Here is a 16,690-nt window from a genome sequence, read left to right as displayed (position 1 = left end):
TATGAAATTAACCAGCTGTTCAATAAGGACTTGGTAGTTCTATGAGACTGCTTTTAATACAATTACGAGCGATTACAAATTAGTTTTAGCAAGCAGAGCATCCCTTTCTTCTAACAGCTCCACCACTAGCGCAGCACCTGCTAGGTTAATATCCAGATCATGCTGCAGGCGATTAATAATTAACACACGTCTCAAACAAATTCCACTGAAAAACCAGTGTTCCGGTTTAGCTCCAACAGGTTCGAGAATGCCTTCATGCACCAGTGCTGTTACCCATTCAGTATCGACTTTACAAATCTGACAGAGCTCAAGCAGTGAAATCCCTTCACTTTCTTCAATAATAATGCCATTTAATATGCCGTGTTCCATATATGTCATAATCAAATATTGAATCTGGCTCGCGGGTTGAATGCGAGTTTCTGCTCCATCTCGCGATAAAGTGTTCGAGCTTGTTCACTATCAGCAGGAGGCAAAACAATCTGCAAAACTACATATAGATCACCCGGTAATGTGCTCGGGATTCCGCGTCCTTTCAAGCGCAATTTTTGGCCTGAACGGGAATTGGCTGGAATTTTTAGATCAACCTTACTGGTAGGGGTTGGAATCGGGATGGTGGTGCCCAGCGCAGCTTCCCAGGGCGCGACAGGCAACTCCATGAAAATATCTTTACCTTCCACGCTAAAGTGTGGATGAGACTTAAATACAATTTCGAGATATAGATCACCCGCCTTGCCTCGGCCTGCCCCGGGGCTTCCTTGGCCGGCCAGCCGAATATGCTGCCCCTGCTGTATTCCTTTGGGTATACGAACATTTAATGTGCGCTCCCGAATGTGTGGCCTTCCGTCCAGGCCGGGTTCCGTGTGTTGCAGAGTCAGGCTGCGAACACCCCCATTAAAGGAATCTTCCAGGTCTATCGAAATTTTTGCATGGGAATCTTCTCCTTGCAGGTTGAATCCCTGATTACTATGCCGCTGACCACCCTGGTTTCTCCCGAATAGCGCTTCGAAAAAACTGCTGAATTGTGAAGCTGCCGATTGTGTAAATTCACCTCCATGAAATTCAAATCCCTGATCCCATTCAGGTGGGGGTTGAAATTCCTGTCCGCTTTTCCAGCGTGTCCCCAGACGATCGTAGGCGGCCCGTTTTTCAGGATCCTTAAGTACTTCGTATGCCTCACCAATCTCTTTGAAACGTGTTTCAGCTTCCGATTCTTTGCTGACATCAGGGTGGTATTTGCGCGCCAGTTTACGATACGTCCGCTTGATATCGTCCTGTGTCGCATCGCGCGGAATGCCCATAATTTGATAATAATCCTTATATTCCATTTCTATTGTGTCCGGATGGAGTAAGTTATGTTGAAGCCGGCTAGAGTGTTATGCATCAGCACAGTGTACCCGGTCACGCCCGGATTCTTTGGCTTCATACAGCGCCGCATCTGCGCGAGCAATCAGATCATTCGGCGTTATATCATCGTAGTAACTTTGGGTAATACCGATACTCAGAGTAATGTGGGCTGGATGCTCCTTGAATGCAAGGCAGGCAGAGTTGACTTCGGCCCGGATCCGTTCTGCTGTTTTGATTGCTGCACTGGAGTTAGTTTCAGTCAGAATAACCACGAATTCATCCCCCCCATAACGTGCGGCATAGTCTATTGTTCTGATCGATTTCAGCAGGACGGAAGCTACCGTGACCAAAATCCTGTCGCCCACAATATGGCCAAGTTTATCATTTATGGTTTTGAAATAATCAATGTCTATCATCAGCAGGCAGAAGGGGCGGTCGTGGCGTTTGAATCTGGCTAGCTGTTCTGACAGGATGGTATCGAGTTTTGTGCGGTTATACAGGCCCGTCAGACCATCCGTGATTGAGAGTTTTTGCAGTAGTTGGTTTTGTTGCTGCATAGCCTGATTGGCAGTCATGATTTCTATATGCTTGTTGCGTAATGCCCTCGTCATTTGATTGAATATATCAGTAAGCTGCCCAACTTCATCTCTTCGCTTGGCTGGCAGATAAATATCCAAATTTCCTTCTACGATCCCTTTTACTGCGTTGATCAGCTGTTTCAGCGGTGTAACAATAGAATGTCCCATATACAAGGCTACGGCGGTTACAATAATGATAAGTATGCTGACAAACTCAAGAAAACGATTACGTAACTTTATCCATGCAGCTTGTATGGCACTGTGATCCTGCTCTACCAGGATCGTTACGGGAATATTTTCTGATGTATGGGCCAAGCCGATTGCTTTTGGATAAGATAATCCATCATAGGATATTGGTTCATCGAACATCTGAATTAATTCCCATTGATGCGGGCTTAATACTGCCTGGTGATCAACGCCGGGGGCGCTACCCAGCAATACCTTGCCATGCTGATCCAGTAGGACAATTTCACCTGACGAAAATTTCTTGATTTCAGCCAATCTGCTTTCGAAGGTTCCCAAATCCAGAGTGGCAGCGATAGCGCCTATTAACTGGCTGTCATACGACAGCACTGGATAAATAATACTAATAGTTGCTGTAGCAAAACGATCGTTCCAGGCGGGAGGGATGGCAATGGTTCCCGAAGTAAGGGAGGTATGCGTCCATTGTTCAGGGGGTTCGCGTACCTCAGGCGTACTAGTACTACTGCTTGCCACAATTTTTCGGGTGGCATCAAAAACAGTTAATTCAAGTACTTCATCTAGCTTTATCTGTACCGAGCGCAAATAACTGGCCATGACAGATTGCGTCTGCTTTACGGCACTAGCACTCTTGCTATCTGAAAACTGTTTTAAAGTAGTCAATCCCTCAATAACGGGGCTAGATGTTGATAATGCGCGGATGGCAAGCATATTTTCTTCTGCCCATTGATCCAGCTGGCGATTGGTGTTGTCAGCAAGTATGCGCAGTTCACGGGTAACGCTGTCGCTAATCAGCGCTTCATTCTGCTTGAATGACAATAGACTGAGGCTGATTGTAGGCAACAAAGTGGCAATCACAGCAAAAATTACAATCTTGCTTTTTATACTGTACAGAACCAGTCTCAAAATGAGTTAAACCATCATAAAGTGATAAAAATAGTATTGCTTGATATTTATTACAGCCAGCATTTCATGCCAATTACAGCAGTATCGTCATTTACTCGGAGAAAAGGAGGTCAAGCAACAGAAAAAAATAATTATTCTAATCGTACTCTTGGATCTGCAAAGGTGTAGGAAATATCTGTCAGTACCAATCCTGTGATATACAACAATGATCCCAGAAATACCATTGCGCGTACTACTGCAAAATCCTGTGATTGAATAGCGTCAATGGTGTAGCTGCCCAGTCCAGGAATACCAAAAAATGATTCAGTAATCAGTCCTCCAAGAAATAACAGCGGAATGACGACAACTGCCCCGGTTAATATGGGGATCATTGCATTCTTGAGCACATGCCTGAACAATACTATATTTTCCGATAATCCCTTGGCTCGGGCAGTACGTACATATTCCTTATTGATTTCTTCCAGGAAAAGGGTGCGATACCAGCGCGTATTGGCGCCGGCACTGCTGATGATACCCACAATAATGGGCAACAAAAGGAAGCGGGTGGCATCCAGCCCGCTGGCGTATCCGGATATGGGCACCAGGTGCCATAGCTTGCCGATCAAAAATTGGCCGGCAATGATATAAAACAGGCTAGAGATGGACATGAGCATGACACACAGGACGATGCCCCAAAAATCAATGTAGGTGGCCCGAAAGAAAACCATTATCAATGCGAAAGTAATGTAGGCCAGTAACCCGAGCAGAAATACAGGCAACGCAATAGCCAGGCTGGGCCACATGCGTGATTGAATCTCATGAGCGATATCACGCCCGTCATCGGCACGGCCAAAATCGAAAGCAAACATCGAAACGGATTTTTCAAAAAAAATAGTGTCGGTGAATTTCTCGATTCCGTAAGCAACGTTGTTGTAGAGCAGGGGTTTGTTGTAGCCATGTTCTTGTTTCCACTTCCAGATAGCTTCTTCTGTAACGTGTTTCGTCCCCAGATGCATGCGAGCCATATCGTCAGGAGTGTTCACTACAAAGAAAAGTGCAAATGTGATGAGATTGACGCCGACAAGTATCGGAATCGCATAAAACAGCCGACGAATAATGTAATTTAGCATTGAATCAAGCTATCTGTTTTTCAATATTCTGTGCTGTTCTTTACGGCGATAAGCTGCTCGCGCCGGGAATAGAATAATTATCAATAATACTATTCCTATGCCAATTGGCCATACTACCGGCGTATTCCATTCATGGCGCTTCTGATCACGTAATTCAGGGTTGATCCGGTAATATTTGATTGTGTTGTACGCCATTCTGTTAGGTTTCACATTCTGATACCAGGCATGGTACAAAGCGAAGATTTTTGGATGATAACCCCATAGCCAGGGAGCGTCTTCTCGTAAAATAGCAACCATCCGATCAATAATCTGTATACGCTCTGGGCCATGTTCCATATTTTTCATCTGCTCGAACAGCCGATTGTATTCAGCATTATCGTAATTGGCCGCATTTTCACCACTGTTATCCACTTTGCGCTGCGGCCCGTACAATAAAAACAGAAAGTTTTCCGGATCCGGATAATCTGCATTCCAGCCCCATTCAAAAATCTGTGCGTTCCCCTTGCGAATCTTGTCTTGGAAACGATTGTAATCGGTGCTGCGTACTACCAGCTGGATATTGAGTTTCTGAAACTGCATTCGCATCCAGTCCATGATTGATCTGTCATCTGCGCTACGTGCTGTGACGTCATAATACAGTACAAGCGGTTTACCGGTTCTACGACTGATCCCCCCGGGATAACCGGCTTCTGCAAGCAATGCTTGTGCTTGTTTGATTGATTTGCGCCGAACTTCCCCGTTATGCCATTCATAGGAAATCGGATTTATGCCTGCTTCACCTTCATGATAGCCTTCAATGCCCGGTGGAATGGGACCTTGCGCAGCAATACCACGGCCATTGGCAAAGATGGTCAAAAATTCTTCATAATTGACGGCTATAGAAATGGCCTGACGCAGTTTGCGCGCTGCCGCTTTTTCCTCAGGAGTACGGCCACCTACCACCGGATCAAGCATATTAAATCCCATGTAATAGGTGGATGGGGCTACTTCTGTTCCAAGACGAATACCTTGCGCCTCCATTTCTTCAGTGATGGCCGCTTCACCTTGTCCGGTTATCTGTACCGCTTGATCAAAGCTGTCCGAGCCAATACTGGAGGCATCGTAATATCCCTGTAAAAATTTATTCCAGTAGGGAATACTTTCCTTTTCACGGCTGAATATGATTTTATCTATGAATGGCAATGCTTTGCCGGCATCACGCAGCAAGCCATTTTCCATATCTTCCGGCATACCCTCATCCGGATAGTACTCGCCCTTGAAGTTCGGGTTGCGCTCCAGCACCATAATCTGGTTCGGGTTGTTTTCAGTTAGCATGTACGGACCGGTTCCAACCGGGTACCAGTCGAGTGTAAAATTCTTCTCGGCCATACCCGGTTGTGAGAAGAAGTGATCGGCTTCCCATGGAACTGGTGCAAAAAATGCCATGGTTAGCCAGTAGATAAATTGCGGATATTTACCCTTGATACGAATACGGTAAGTGTAATCATCTATCCGCTCGACTCCGGCCAAAGGAAATTTGCGTAAATCCAGGAAGCTGTTTTGGGGTTGGGTTTTATCTTGATCTCTTAAAGTTTCAGCATATTCGCGCAGCCCTATGATGTAATCTGCCATCAAGCCAAAGATAGGGGAGTGCAGTCGAGGATGGGCCAGTCGCTTGATCTGGTAGATAAAGTCATCGGCAATCAGTTCTCGTGTTCCTGTATGCTCAAAATCACTGATTTTTTGGACTGTCTGTATATCCTGCCGAGTCAATGCATGATAAAGCAGGTGTTGATGCTTATCCTGCGCGAATGCCGGGTGAGGTTGATAAAAAATACCGGATCTGATGGTGATTTCATAAACAGAGTAGGCGACATGAGCACCAGCCGAATTGGGAGGCAGTTGCACGCCATTGTCGTCCTGATAGCTTACAACGGGCATTTTGCTGGCTGTTTGAGGAATCAGAGTCAGCGGTCGTTTCAAGAAATGGTATTGCAAGGGGGGTTGATAAATCTGGGCGGTAAACAGGATTTCATTCGAACTGTACGACTGTACGGGATCCAGGTGTTTGGGACGCTCAGCAAAAGCATTGTAAAGAATGTTTTTACCAGAGTCCGAATCCGGGTATGGATTGTTCCAGACATCTGAACAACCGGATAGTATCAGGCACGGCATTAACAAGCTGATCTGGCATATTATTTTATTAAGTTTCATTTTCAGGTAGAAGCCGGCCAGTACAGAAAGGTAATTCGCGTCAATTACCCGTATCCAGTTTCTTTTCATGAACAATTGAGAGAGGTTAAATAACATCGGGGCTATATACAAAGACTCGAAGCTATATTGCAAATATGAGAAAATGGTCGTTTCAGGCTGTCGGATCATTATTCAAACTATCTGATATGCGCGAACTTTAATCCAACAAATATATTAAACACAACGTCATGATACCTCGTCCTATCCCGGAACCTAGTCCCGATCTGTATACCGAAGAAGAAGTTTCAAAACTGGTGCACGAATTTTATGCCAAGGCGAGAAAAGATGCTGCATTGGGCCCCATCTTTGAGGAGCATGTGATTGATTGGGATGCACATTTTGTGCAGATGATCAATTTCTGGTCAGCACAGTTACGTGGCACCAGCCGTTTTCGTGGTGCGCCCATGCCCAAGCATGTTGCTTTACCTGAGCTCAGCGCAGCATTATTTAGACGCTGGCTGCAGCTTTTCCGGGAAACGACCCATGAACTGGGGAATCCGGATCTGAAACAGCACGCAGATACCGTCGCTGAATTTATCGCCGGACGCCTCTGGATGGGCTATCAGATGAGTCATTTCCCGCATCGTGAGCCGGTTGGTCTTGATGCTGTAGAAGTATGAAAAATAATAAATCTACGCTACTGAGATCGTCATGGAACAGTCATCAGGCTGTCACGAGGTAGCTATCCAACCAGAGTATATTTCCGGTCGATCAGTCATCGAATTATTGGCATGCGTATAACCAGGCGGGCTGCAGCCAGCAAGGAGGAGCCAGTTGCGCTGACTATAGGGAATTTCGATGGTGTTCATCTTGGCCACCAGGCGATGATTGCGCGATTGAAGCGAGCAGCGCGTCGTTTGGGGGCTGCATCCTGCGTTATGACATTTGAGCCGCATCCTAGGGAGCTTCTTATGCCTGATCGTGCCCCTGCTCGATTGACAAATCTGCGTGAAAAGCTCGAGCTGCTGGCGAGTCTGGGTGTGGATCGAGTTCAGATTTATCGTTTCAATCATGCATTTGCGAAAATCAGCGCAGAATTGTTTGTTACACGCATTTTGTTGCAGGAAATGAACGTTTGCTGGTTGCTGGTAGGAGAGGATTTTTGCTTTGGTGCCCGGCGATCGGGAGATGTTGCCTTGTTGCAGAAATTATTTTCGGAATCAGGCGGGAGGGAGCTAGAGGTAATGTCCCCGGTTGTATTGGATGAATTGAGAGTTTCAAGTACGGCAGTTCGTCATGCGTTAGCGTCTGATGATCTTGATTTGGCAGCAGAACTCCTTGGGCGTCCTTTCACCATGGGCGGACGAGTTGTGGATGGTTTGAAGCTGGGGAAGAAACTGGGATTTCCAACCGCTAATATTCAACTAAAAGATCATCATCCGTTGTTAAATGGTATTTTTGTGGTGGAAGCAAGTTGGCGTAATGGCTCCGGTTTTACACAACGGGTGAGGGGAGTGGCCAGTCTGGGAGTTCGGCCAACTGTTCTCGAATATGCCCAGCCCGTACTTGAAGTACATCTGTTTGATTTTGATGAAGATATTTATGGGCAACGGTTGCGAATCGAGTTTTTGCAAAAACTCAGAGATGAGGAAAAATTCCCTGATATGGAAACGCTTGTGAAACAAATGGAACAGGACGTTGTCCACGCCAAAGCCTATTTTTCCCAAATGGATTCTTCCATGCATGCAACAGCTTGCCTGGATTGCTGATATGACGAACGATTATAAAAAAACACTAAACCTGCCTGATACGCCTTTTCCTATGCGTGGAGATCTGGCTCGGCGTGAACCCGTCATGCTCAAGGCCTGGCAGGAAAAAAATCTTTACCAGAAAATCAGGGCTGCCAGTCAGGGACGGCCGAAATTTATTCTGCATGATGGTCCACCCTATGCAAATGGTGATATTCATATCGGCCACGCTGTCAATAAAATCCTCAAGGACATCGTTGTCAAGAGTAAAACCTTGTCTGGCTTTGATGCACCTTATATTCCAGGATGGGATTGTCATGGTCTGCCCATCGAACACCAGATTGAGAAGAAGCATGGCAAACATTTGCCGGCGGATCAGGTGCGCAAGCTGTGCCGAGCTTTCGCGCAGCAACAGGTAGATCGACAAAAAGCTGATTTCATGCGACTAGGGGTACTGGGTGACTGGGAGTATCCTTACCTTACGATGAATTATGCAACTGAGGCTGGCATTATCCGTGCGCTTGGGAAAATTTATCGCAATGGTCATCTTTATCAGGGGCAAAAACCGGTCAACTGGTGTATCGACTGTGGCTCAGCCTTGGCAGAAGCTGAGGTGGAGTATGAAAACAAGCGTTCGCCAGCGATTGATGTTGGCTTTGAAGTGGCAAACGAGCAGGATGCTTATCACCAGCTTGCCGCGGCAATGCATATACAGATTCCAGATGGTACCCGTATTCTTGCCGTGATCTGGACGACGACGCCGTGGACGCTTCCTGCTAATCAGGCGGTATGTATACATCCCGAGTTCGAGTACAGTCTGATCAGTACCGCCCAGGGGTGGCTGTTGCTGGCTTCCGAGTTGGTAGATACTTGTCTTGCCCGTTACCAGCTTGAAGGGCAGGTAATGGCAACTTGCAAGGGGCAGGCACTGGAGGGGTTGCCCTTACACCATCCTTTTGCAGATCGCACCGTTAAAATAATCTGCGGACAACATGTAACGCTGGAAGCCGGTACAGGTCTTGTTCATACCGCACCTGCGCACGGCCTGGACGACTATTTTGTTGGCCAGCAGTATGGGTTGCCCAGTGATAGCCCGGTCAAGGGGGACGGTAAATTCCGGGAGGAAATTCCACTGGTTGGCGGGTTGTTTGTCTGGAAAGCCAATGCTGTTGTAATTGATGCACTGCAAGCGGATGACCATCTGTTGCATGTGGAAGAAATTGAGCACAGTTACCCACACTGCTGGCGCCATAAAACACCAATTATTTTCCGTGCGACACCGCAGTGGTTTATTGGTATGCAGCAATCCGCTGATTCGCACTCTCCCGAAAAATTATTACGTGACCTTGCTATTCATTCAGTGGAACTCACCCGTTTCTATCCAGCATGGGGCAGGGCGCGGTTGGAAGCAATGATTGGGAACCGCCCTGACTGGTGTATTTCTCGCCAGCGCAACTGGGGAGTGCCGATGACCTTTTTTATCCACAAGGAAACGCATGCATTGCATCCCCAGACGCAGGAGTTGCTGGAGAAAGTGGCCGATCTGGTTGAGCAACAGGGGATTGAAGCATGGTTTAGCCTTGATGCGGCTGAGTTGCTGGGAGAAGAAGCACAACATTACCAAAAGCTGACAGACACACTGGATGTCTGGTTTGATTCTGGCACCACGCATGAAACTGTACTAAAAACGAATCCACAGTTAAAGCACCCGGCTGATCTTTACCTGGAGGGCTCTGATCAGCATCGTGGCTGGTTTCAGTCGTCGCTGCTGACAGGGTGTGCGATTGACGGCTATGCGCCCTACTCTGCCCTGCTTACGCATGGTTTTGTAGTGGATGGGCAAGGTTACAAAATGAGTAAATCGAAAGGTAACGTCATTGCCCCGCAAAAAATTGCTGATACGCTCGGTGCTGATATTTTGCGGCTGTGGGTAGCTTCTACCGATTACTCCGGAGAATTGTCCATCTCCGATGAAATCCTTAAGCGCACGGTTGAAACCTATCGACGCATCCGCAATACCCTGCGTTTTCTACTGGCCAATCTGGCTGATTTCGACCCGGTTACAGATGCATTGCCACCGCAGGAATGGATAGAAATTGACCGTTACATGCTCGTCTATACTGAAGCATTGCAGAATGAGCTTATCCGGCTTTATGAACGTTATGAATTCCATCAGGTGGTTGCCCGGTTACATCATTTTTGCTCCGAAGATCTGGGAGGGTTCTATCTGGATATCCTCAAAGATCGTCTCTATACCACGATGATGGATGGGATTCCACGACGCTCTGCCCAGAGTGCGCTCTATCACATAGTGCACAGTCTCGCACGTCTGCTTGCACCAGCGCTGAGCTTTACTGCAGAAGAAGTCTGGCAGCAACTGAGTGGATCGACGGATGACAGTATTTTTTTGCATACCTGGCATCGCTTCCCGGAGCAGCCGGGAGATGCGCAAATTCTGATCCAGCGCTGGCAGCAGTTGCGTGAGTTGCGCGCTCGGGTGTTGAAACAACTGGAAGATGCGCGTATTCAGGGAAAAATTGGTTCATCACTTGCTGCTACAGTAGAAATTCGCACAATCGGGGAAAACTATATATTGCTCGATTCGCTGGAAGACGATCTCAGATTCGTACTGATCACGTCTGAAGTCCATTTGCAGCATGTAGATAAGGCTACTAAAGAAACAATTATTGTAACTGCCAGCCCTCATCAGAAATGTGAGCGTTGCTGGCATTATCGGCAGGATGTGGGGTCGATTGCTGAACATCCATCACTGTGTAGTCGTTGTGTGAGCAATCTTTCGAGGCCTGGTGAACACCGGCGCTATGCCTGATTCCTGTGAAGAATCACTGGGAAAATATATAGGGGTGCGTGATGAAACTGTATTTCAGTCTGAGTTTGGCCACAATCATCCTGATGCTGGATTTACTCAGCAAACGCTGGGTTGAGCTTAATTTATCGTATGGTCAGCAGATTGTCATCACTGAATTCTTCAATCTTGTACTTGCCTACAATGCAGGAGCAGCCTTCAGTTTTTTGAGTAATGCTTCTGGCTGGCAGCGCTGGTTTTTGAGCGCAATTGCTCTTCTTGTATCAGCTCTGATTATTTATCTGTTGTACAAGAACACAACAAACCGGCTGTTTTGTATTGCGTTGAGCTTTATTCTAGGGGGGGCATTGGGCAATCTCTGGGATCGGATTATGCTGGGGTATGTTGTCGATTTTCTGGATTTTCACGTGAGTGGTTATCATTGGCCAGCATTTAATCTTGCTGATTCAGCCATAGTCTGCGGAGCGTGCTTGTTGATTCTGGACGGGATTCTGAATAGACAGAACGATTCTATTCAGGAAGGGTGAGACAGAATCTTCGGGGATTTGTCTGTGATCAGTGCGAACTGATTTACCTTACCGTATTAGGATCAATGGTCTATCCTGCCTACTACCAGGATACCATCATGGCAGCAAGATTCTAACCACGTCATACAAGTATATTCAACGATAAAGGAAACAAAACCGGATCATGTCGAACGACTCTGTCAAAATTGATGGAGCAATAGTACGCAAAACACCTTATGGCATGCTGCGTGAACCGACCTTCTCGGGCATACTTTCTTTTATGCGTTGCAGTTTCCGGAAAGACTTGACAGGTGCCGAGCTGGTGATCAGCGGTATCCACTGTATTTGGCGGTATCTTACCGTTCTGGCGCCCGGTTCGGGCCACCGGGAATTCGCCAGGCTTCCGCTGAAGTGGCTTCGCTCAAACCTTATCCATGGGGATTTGATCCATTCGAAAATCTTGCTGCGATCGATTTTGGAGACTGCTTTTTTGATGTACATAATCCAATGTCGATTCATGAGGCGATTATCGATCATGCCCGACATATTCTGGCATCTGGTGCGCGCATGTTGACGTTCGGTGGTGATCACTCTATTTTTCTTTCCGTTGTTGAAAGCACATGTAGAGAAAACTGGCACCCCACACTGTCTTTAATCCATTTTGATGCGCATTGTGATACCTGGCCAGATAATTCTCCAGCTTCACTGAATCATGGTTCCATGTTTTACAAAGCAGTGCAGGATGGTTTGATTGATATCGAGCATTCGGTACAGATTGGTATTCGTACCTGGGATGATGATTTCATGGGGATTAATATTCTGGATGCTGATCGAGTACATCGGGAGGGGACAGATGCAGTGGTTGCAGAAATTGAACGTATCGTCGGTAATCAGCCAGCCTATTTTACGTTTGATATCGATTGCCTTGATCCAGCTTATGCACCGGGTACAGGCACGCCGGTTTGTGTGGGGCTATCAACTGCACAGGCATTATCAATCATTCGCAGGCTTACTGCAATCAACCTGATTGGAATGGATATCGTAGGAGTATCTCCGCCCTATGATCACAGTCAGATAACCGCACTGGCTGCAGCACATATTGCTTGCGACCTGATTTGTCTGCTGGCAAAACGCAAAGCTGACGGGCTGTTGTAAATCCTGTTTGAACATGTGGACAGATTCATGTGTTCCGTACCAAACAGCAAGATCAGAATTTATATCCGCGATGCAGTGCTACAACGCCCGCTGTCAGATTGAAATATTCAACCCGTTCAAATCCAACCTGCTGCATGAGTTGTTTCAGATCTTCCTGGGAGGGATGCATCCGAATAGATTCTGCGAGATAGCGGTAACTGGCATCGTCACGGGTAACAATTTTCCCCATAAACGGGAGAGCCTTAAATGAGTAAGTGTCATACAAAGGCTGCAGTGGTTTCCACACCTTGGAAAATTCCAGCACGATGAGCGAACCACCCGGGGATAACACACGCCACATTTCCCGGAGAGCAATATCTTTATGTGTCATGTTCCTCAAACCAAAAGCGACACAAACCCGATCAAAATAATTATCCGGGAAGGGTAGTTTTTCAGCATCACATTGAGCAACCGGTACGCTTTTACCATCATTCAGCATACGATCACGACCAATTGACAGCATGGAATTGTTGATGTCGGTCAGCCAGACTTCCCCTGTGTCACCTACTTTCTCCCGGAATAAAGCAGTTAAATCAGCGGTTCCACCGGCAATATCCAATACCTTGTCGCCTCTTTTCGCACCGCTGACATCGATTGCAAATTTTTTCCACAGACGATGCAATCCCATGGACATCAGGTCATTCATCAGGTTATAACGTGCTGCTACCGAATGGAAGACTTCTGCAACCTTACGAGCTTTTTCTGTTTCTGAAACAGTTGTAAAACCAAAGTGTGTGGCATTCATTATTCTGAGGATATATTCCGAATGAGTAATTAATGTTTAGCGGAAAGTATTGCTATTTTACTTCGCGGCTACTGCCGGAAGCTCCCAGTCGTTGCAGGTAATTTTGCCACATGATTTCTTGGTTCAAGCCATAATCATAAAGTAAGTCCCATGAATACAATCCAGTATTGTGGCCATCAGAAAAATCCAGCCTCACAGCATACCGGCCAACTGGTTCAATATGCGTGATAGTTACATCCTTTTTACCGGTTTGTAAAACTTCCTGGCCGGGCTCGTGGCCACGTACCTCAGCAGAAGGTGAATAAACTCGCAGGAATTCACAGGGAAATCTGAAGGATTTCCCATCGTTGAAGGTTACACTTAACACTCCTGATTTACGATACAACTTTAACTCTGTAGGAATGGGTGTTTGTGGATTGAGTCCAGCCATAAAATCAAAAATTTTTTATTCAAGATACCAAAAACAACATCATGGCACAGCTTCTTCCTGAGGTTTACGTTCAATTTTGACCAGATCTTCTCGCTTGGCTCCCAGTAATAGAAGTATCGGGCTGGCAATCATGATGGAGGAATAAATACCGAACAAAATGCCAATTGTGAGTGCTAACGCAAAATTATGTAATGCCTCTCCACCAAATAAAAGCATAGAGATCACAACCAGTTGTGTGCTTCCGTGAGTAATTACGGTACGCGACATAGTTTCGGTAATAGCGTTATTAATTACTCTCGTTACATCTGCTTTACGTAATTTGCGGAAATTTTCTCGAATCCGATCAGAGATGACTACAGACTCATTTACCGAATAGCCCAGGATAGCCAGTACAGCAGCCAGAACAGTCAGGTCGAATTCCCACTGAAAAAAGGAGAAACAACCCAGAATAATTAATACGTCATGCAGGTTGGCAATAATACAAGAAACACCAAATTTCCATTCAAATCGGAAAGCCAGATAGGCAACTATGCCCATGGAAACAAACAGCATTGCCAGCAAGCCATTTTCCAATAACTCATCTCCAACCTGCGGACCTACGAATTCCACTCGCCTCATTTCAACTGCGGGATCATCCTTTTTGAGCGCTGTCATAACAGTCTCGGACAAATTGCCCCCGGTGTGTTCTGCCTTGACAGGAAGTCTGATGATGACATCCCGGGATGTCCCGAAATTCTGCACAATTGCATCAGGCATTCCGATGCTGGCAAGGACTTTGCGGGTTTTATCGAGATCAGCAGGCTGTTGGTAGCTGATTTCCATCACGGTGCCGCCAGTAAAATCTACTGCAAGATTCAATCCCTTTGTGACGAGAGAATAAATCGCCAGGATGGAGATGATCAGGGAAAAAGTCATTGATAATTTTCCCCAGCGAGTAAAAGGAATATCGCGTTCGAATCTGAAAAAATCCATGGTTATCCAGTTTCAGTGAGTATTTTAATGTTTGTTGCTACTTTTCTTCGATATTTTGATGGTTCCGATCGGGACACGCGCAAGTTTGCGGTTTCCGTACAATAGATTAACCATTGCGCGCGAAACGGTGACTGCACTGAAGAGTGTGGTCAGAATTCCCAGACATAGTACGACAGCGAAACCTTTTATCGGCCCGCTACCGAATATCATCAAGCCAAGGCCGGCCAGTAACGTGGTTAGGTTGGTATCGATAATCGCATCCCATGCACGCTCATACCCGGCATGGATGGCTGCCTGTGGTGAAGCACCATGGCGGATTTCATCGCGGATACGTTCATTGATCAGTACGTTTGCGTCAATTGCCATCCCGACAGTCAGCGCCATTCCGGCCATTCCGGGGAGTGTTAATGTCGCTTGCAAGATTGAGAGCAATCCAATGAGAAACAGCAGGTTGATGGCGAGTGCCACAACAGAGATGACACCAATGGCCGAGTAATAAGCCATGATGAATGTGGCTACCGCCAGGAAACCAAACAGAGTCGAATTGAAGCCTTTGGAGATATTTTCAGCTCCCAGGCTTGGTCCTATCGTACGCTCCTCGACGATTTCCATGGGGGCAGCCAGCGCACCCGCACGCAACAGCAGAGCAACATCACGTGCTTCAATACTGCTCATTTTTCCGCTGATCTGTACGCGCCCGCCACCGATTTCTTCGCGAATAACCGGCGCAGTAACCACCTCGGTCAGATTTTTTTCCACCAGCAGAATGGCCATGCGCTTACCTACGTTATTACGTGTTAGCTGCTTGAAAATTCGTGAACCATTGTTGTCTAGTGTCAAATGGACAGCAGGTTGGTGATCCTGATCAAATCCGGGTTGGGCGTCCGTGATACGGTCACCGGTAAGCAGGATCTGTTTTTTGACCAAGAGTGGGCCACCCCCGCGCTCGGTGAACAATTCGGTGCCAGGAGGAACTGATCCGCGCAAGGCGGCATCAATATCACCCTCTTCATCGACCATGCGTACTTCCAGCGTGGCGGTTCTGCCCAGAATATCCTTCGCCTTGGCAGTATCCTGTACACCCGGTAACTGCACGATTACCCGATCGGCCCCTGCCTGCTGAATAATCGGTTCTGCCACACCCAGCTCGTTGACTCGGTTGCGCAGCGTGGTGATATTGCGCTGGACGGCAGTATTTTGCATACGCACTAGTGCTTCCGGCTTGATGGAGATTGTCAGACGTGCTTCTCCGCCAACTTCTTCTGATTGAAAAGCGAGATCTTCAAATGCTTTTCCAAGTTCCGTAATTGCTTTTTCCCGTGCTTGCTCATCGCGGAATCTGATTATAATTTTTGACCGATCCCGCTCAATACCGGCAGAAGGGATCCTTTGCTCACGCAATGTACTGCGCAGATCAGCGCTGAAACGATCGAGGGATTTTGTGAGCGCACCTGCCATATCCACCTGCAACATAAAATGAACTCCGCCGCGTAGATCCAGACCCAGATACATGGGCAAAGCACCAATGTGACGCATCCATTGCGGGGAGTTGGGCAGCAGGTTTAGTGCAACAACATAATCGCTACCAACTTCGGAACTTAGAATATCTTTCGCCTTGATCTGAGTATCTGTATCGGCAAACCGGATTTTGATCCCGGTTGCTTCCAGTATTGTTCCGTTATACGGAAGATTTTGCTGGTTAAGGACTTGTTCCAAACGTTGCAAAAGTGCTGTATCGGTCCGTACGTCAGCTCGTAGTGGTGAAATCTGAACAGCGGGGGATTCACCAAAAAAATTAGGCAGGGTGTACAGCAGTCCAAGCAGGATTGAAACAGCGATGACGATATATTTCCAGAGGGGGTAGCGGTTCATAATGGCCAGTATTTCAGAAGAAAGGGGGTGCCGGAAGTTACGCCACAATTTCAGATAATCGAAAAAGAGCGGAGCATACCGGTAAA

The 16,690-nt window shown here is 46.8% G+C and carries 14 protein-coding genes; 5 read left to right on the top strand and 9 right to left on the bottom strand.

Translation table 11 applies throughout. From position 1 onward, the window contains the following. Positions 1-72 precede the first annotated feature (72 nt). From ACZ5EJ_RS06770 to ACZ5EJ_RS06750, 5 genes are all read right to left on the bottom strand, one after another. Positions 73-378, bottom strand: coding sequence for a MerR family transcriptional regulator (locus ACZ5EJ_RS06770; protein ID WP_011634498.1), 306 nt, complete (start codon positions 376-378; stop codon positions 73-75). Between the two features lie 2 nt (positions 379-380). Continuing rightward, complete coding sequence (locus tag ACZ5EJ_RS06765) at positions 381-1,325, bottom strand: DnaJ C-terminal domain-containing protein (protein WP_011634497.1); 945 nt, start codon at positions 1,323-1,325, stop codon at positions 381-383. Between the two features lie 48 nt (positions 1,326-1,373). After that, positions 1,374-3,029 carry a sensor domain-containing diguanylate cyclase gene (locus tag ACZ5EJ_RS06760; protein ID WP_011634496.1) on the bottom strand — a complete coding sequence of 552 codons (1,656 nt, stop codon included), beginning with the start codon at positions 3,027-3,029 and terminating at the stop codon, positions 1,374-1,376. 131 nt (positions 3,030-3,160) lie between these two features. Further along, the gene (locus ACZ5EJ_RS06755; RefSeq protein ID WP_011634495.1) at positions 3,161-4,138 is read right to left on the bottom strand and encodes an ABC transporter permease; all 978 of its coding nucleotides are present in this window, start codon (positions 4,136-4,138) and stop codon (positions 3,161-3,163) included. A 9-nt stretch (positions 4,139-4,147) separates the two neighbouring features. Next, a complete protein-coding gene (locus ACZ5EJ_RS06750; RefSeq protein ID WP_011634494.1) occupies positions 4,148-6,292 on the bottom strand; it encodes an ABC transporter substrate-binding protein in 2,145 nt (714 codons plus the stop codon). A gap of 266 nt (positions 6,293-6,558) precedes the next feature. On the opposite strand from ACZ5EJ_RS06750, the gene ACZ5EJ_RS06745 reads away from it, so the two are divergent. From ACZ5EJ_RS06745 to speB, 5 genes are all read left to right on the top strand, one after another. Further along, positions 6,559-6,990, top strand: coding sequence for a group III truncated hemoglobin (locus tag ACZ5EJ_RS06745; protein ID WP_011634493.1), 432 nt, complete (start codon positions 6,559-6,561; stop codon positions 6,988-6,990). Positions 6,991-7,101: 111 nt separating this feature from the next. Further along, positions 7,102-8,079: a bifunctional riboflavin kinase/FAD synthetase gene (locus ACZ5EJ_RS06740; protein ID WP_011634492.1), complete on the top strand. Its 978-nt coding sequence runs from the start codon at positions 7,102-7,104 to the stop codon at positions 8,077-8,079. Position 8,080: 1 nt separating this feature from the next. Further along, the gene (gene ileS, locus ACZ5EJ_RS06735) at positions 8,081-10,888 is read left to right on the top strand and encodes an isoleucine--tRNA ligase (RefSeq protein ID WP_074455351.1); all 2,808 of its coding nucleotides are present in this window, start codon (positions 8,081-8,083) and stop codon (positions 10,886-10,888) included. A 41-nt stretch (positions 10,889-10,929) separates the two neighbouring features. After that, complete coding sequence (lspA, locus tag ACZ5EJ_RS06730; RefSeq protein ID WP_074455323.1) at positions 10,930-11,412, top strand: signal peptidase II; 483 nt, start codon at positions 10,930-10,932, stop codon at positions 11,410-11,412. A 324-nt stretch (positions 11,413-11,736) separates the two neighbouring features. Continuing rightward, a complete protein-coding gene (speB, locus tag ACZ5EJ_RS06725) occupies positions 11,737-12,546 on the top strand; it encodes an agmatinase (RefSeq protein WP_218117858.1) in 810 nt (269 codons plus the stop codon). Between the two features lie 52 nt (positions 12,547-12,598). Here the strand turns inward: speB and ubiE are convergent, their stop codons facing one another. From ubiE to secD, 4 genes are read right to left on the bottom strand one after another with little or no spacing between them, the layout of a single operon-like run. Then, positions 12,599-13,333 (bottom strand): bifunctional demethylmenaquinone methyltransferase/2-methoxy-6-polyprenyl-1,4-benzoquinol methylase UbiE, encoded by a 735-nt coding sequence (gene ubiE / locus ACZ5EJ_RS06720; protein ID WP_107818318.1) that lies wholly within the window; start codon positions 13,331-13,333, stop codon positions 12,599-12,601. 49 nt (positions 13,334-13,382) lie between these two features. Beyond that, the gene (locus ACZ5EJ_RS06715) at positions 13,383-13,760 is read right to left on the bottom strand and encodes a gamma-butyrobetaine hydroxylase family protein (protein ID WP_074455325.1); all 378 of its coding nucleotides are present in this window, start codon (positions 13,758-13,760) and stop codon (positions 13,383-13,385) included. Positions 13,761-13,799: 39 nt separating this feature from the next. Then, positions 13,800-14,732, bottom strand: coding sequence for a protein translocase subunit SecF (secF, locus tag ACZ5EJ_RS06710; RefSeq protein WP_074455326.1), 933 nt, complete (start codon positions 14,730-14,732; stop codon positions 13,800-13,802). Positions 14,733-14,756: 24 nt separating this feature from the next. Then, the gene (gene secD, locus ACZ5EJ_RS06705; RefSeq protein ID WP_011634485.1) at positions 14,757-16,604 is read right to left on the bottom strand and encodes a protein translocase subunit SecD; all 1,848 of its coding nucleotides are present in this window, start codon (positions 16,602-16,604) and stop codon (positions 14,757-14,759) included. Between the last annotated feature and the right edge of the window lie 86 nt (positions 16,605-16,690).

Source organism: Nitrosomonas sp. TNE100, assembly GCF_055387135.1.
This window is presented reverse-complemented; position numbering and strand designations above follow the sequence as displayed.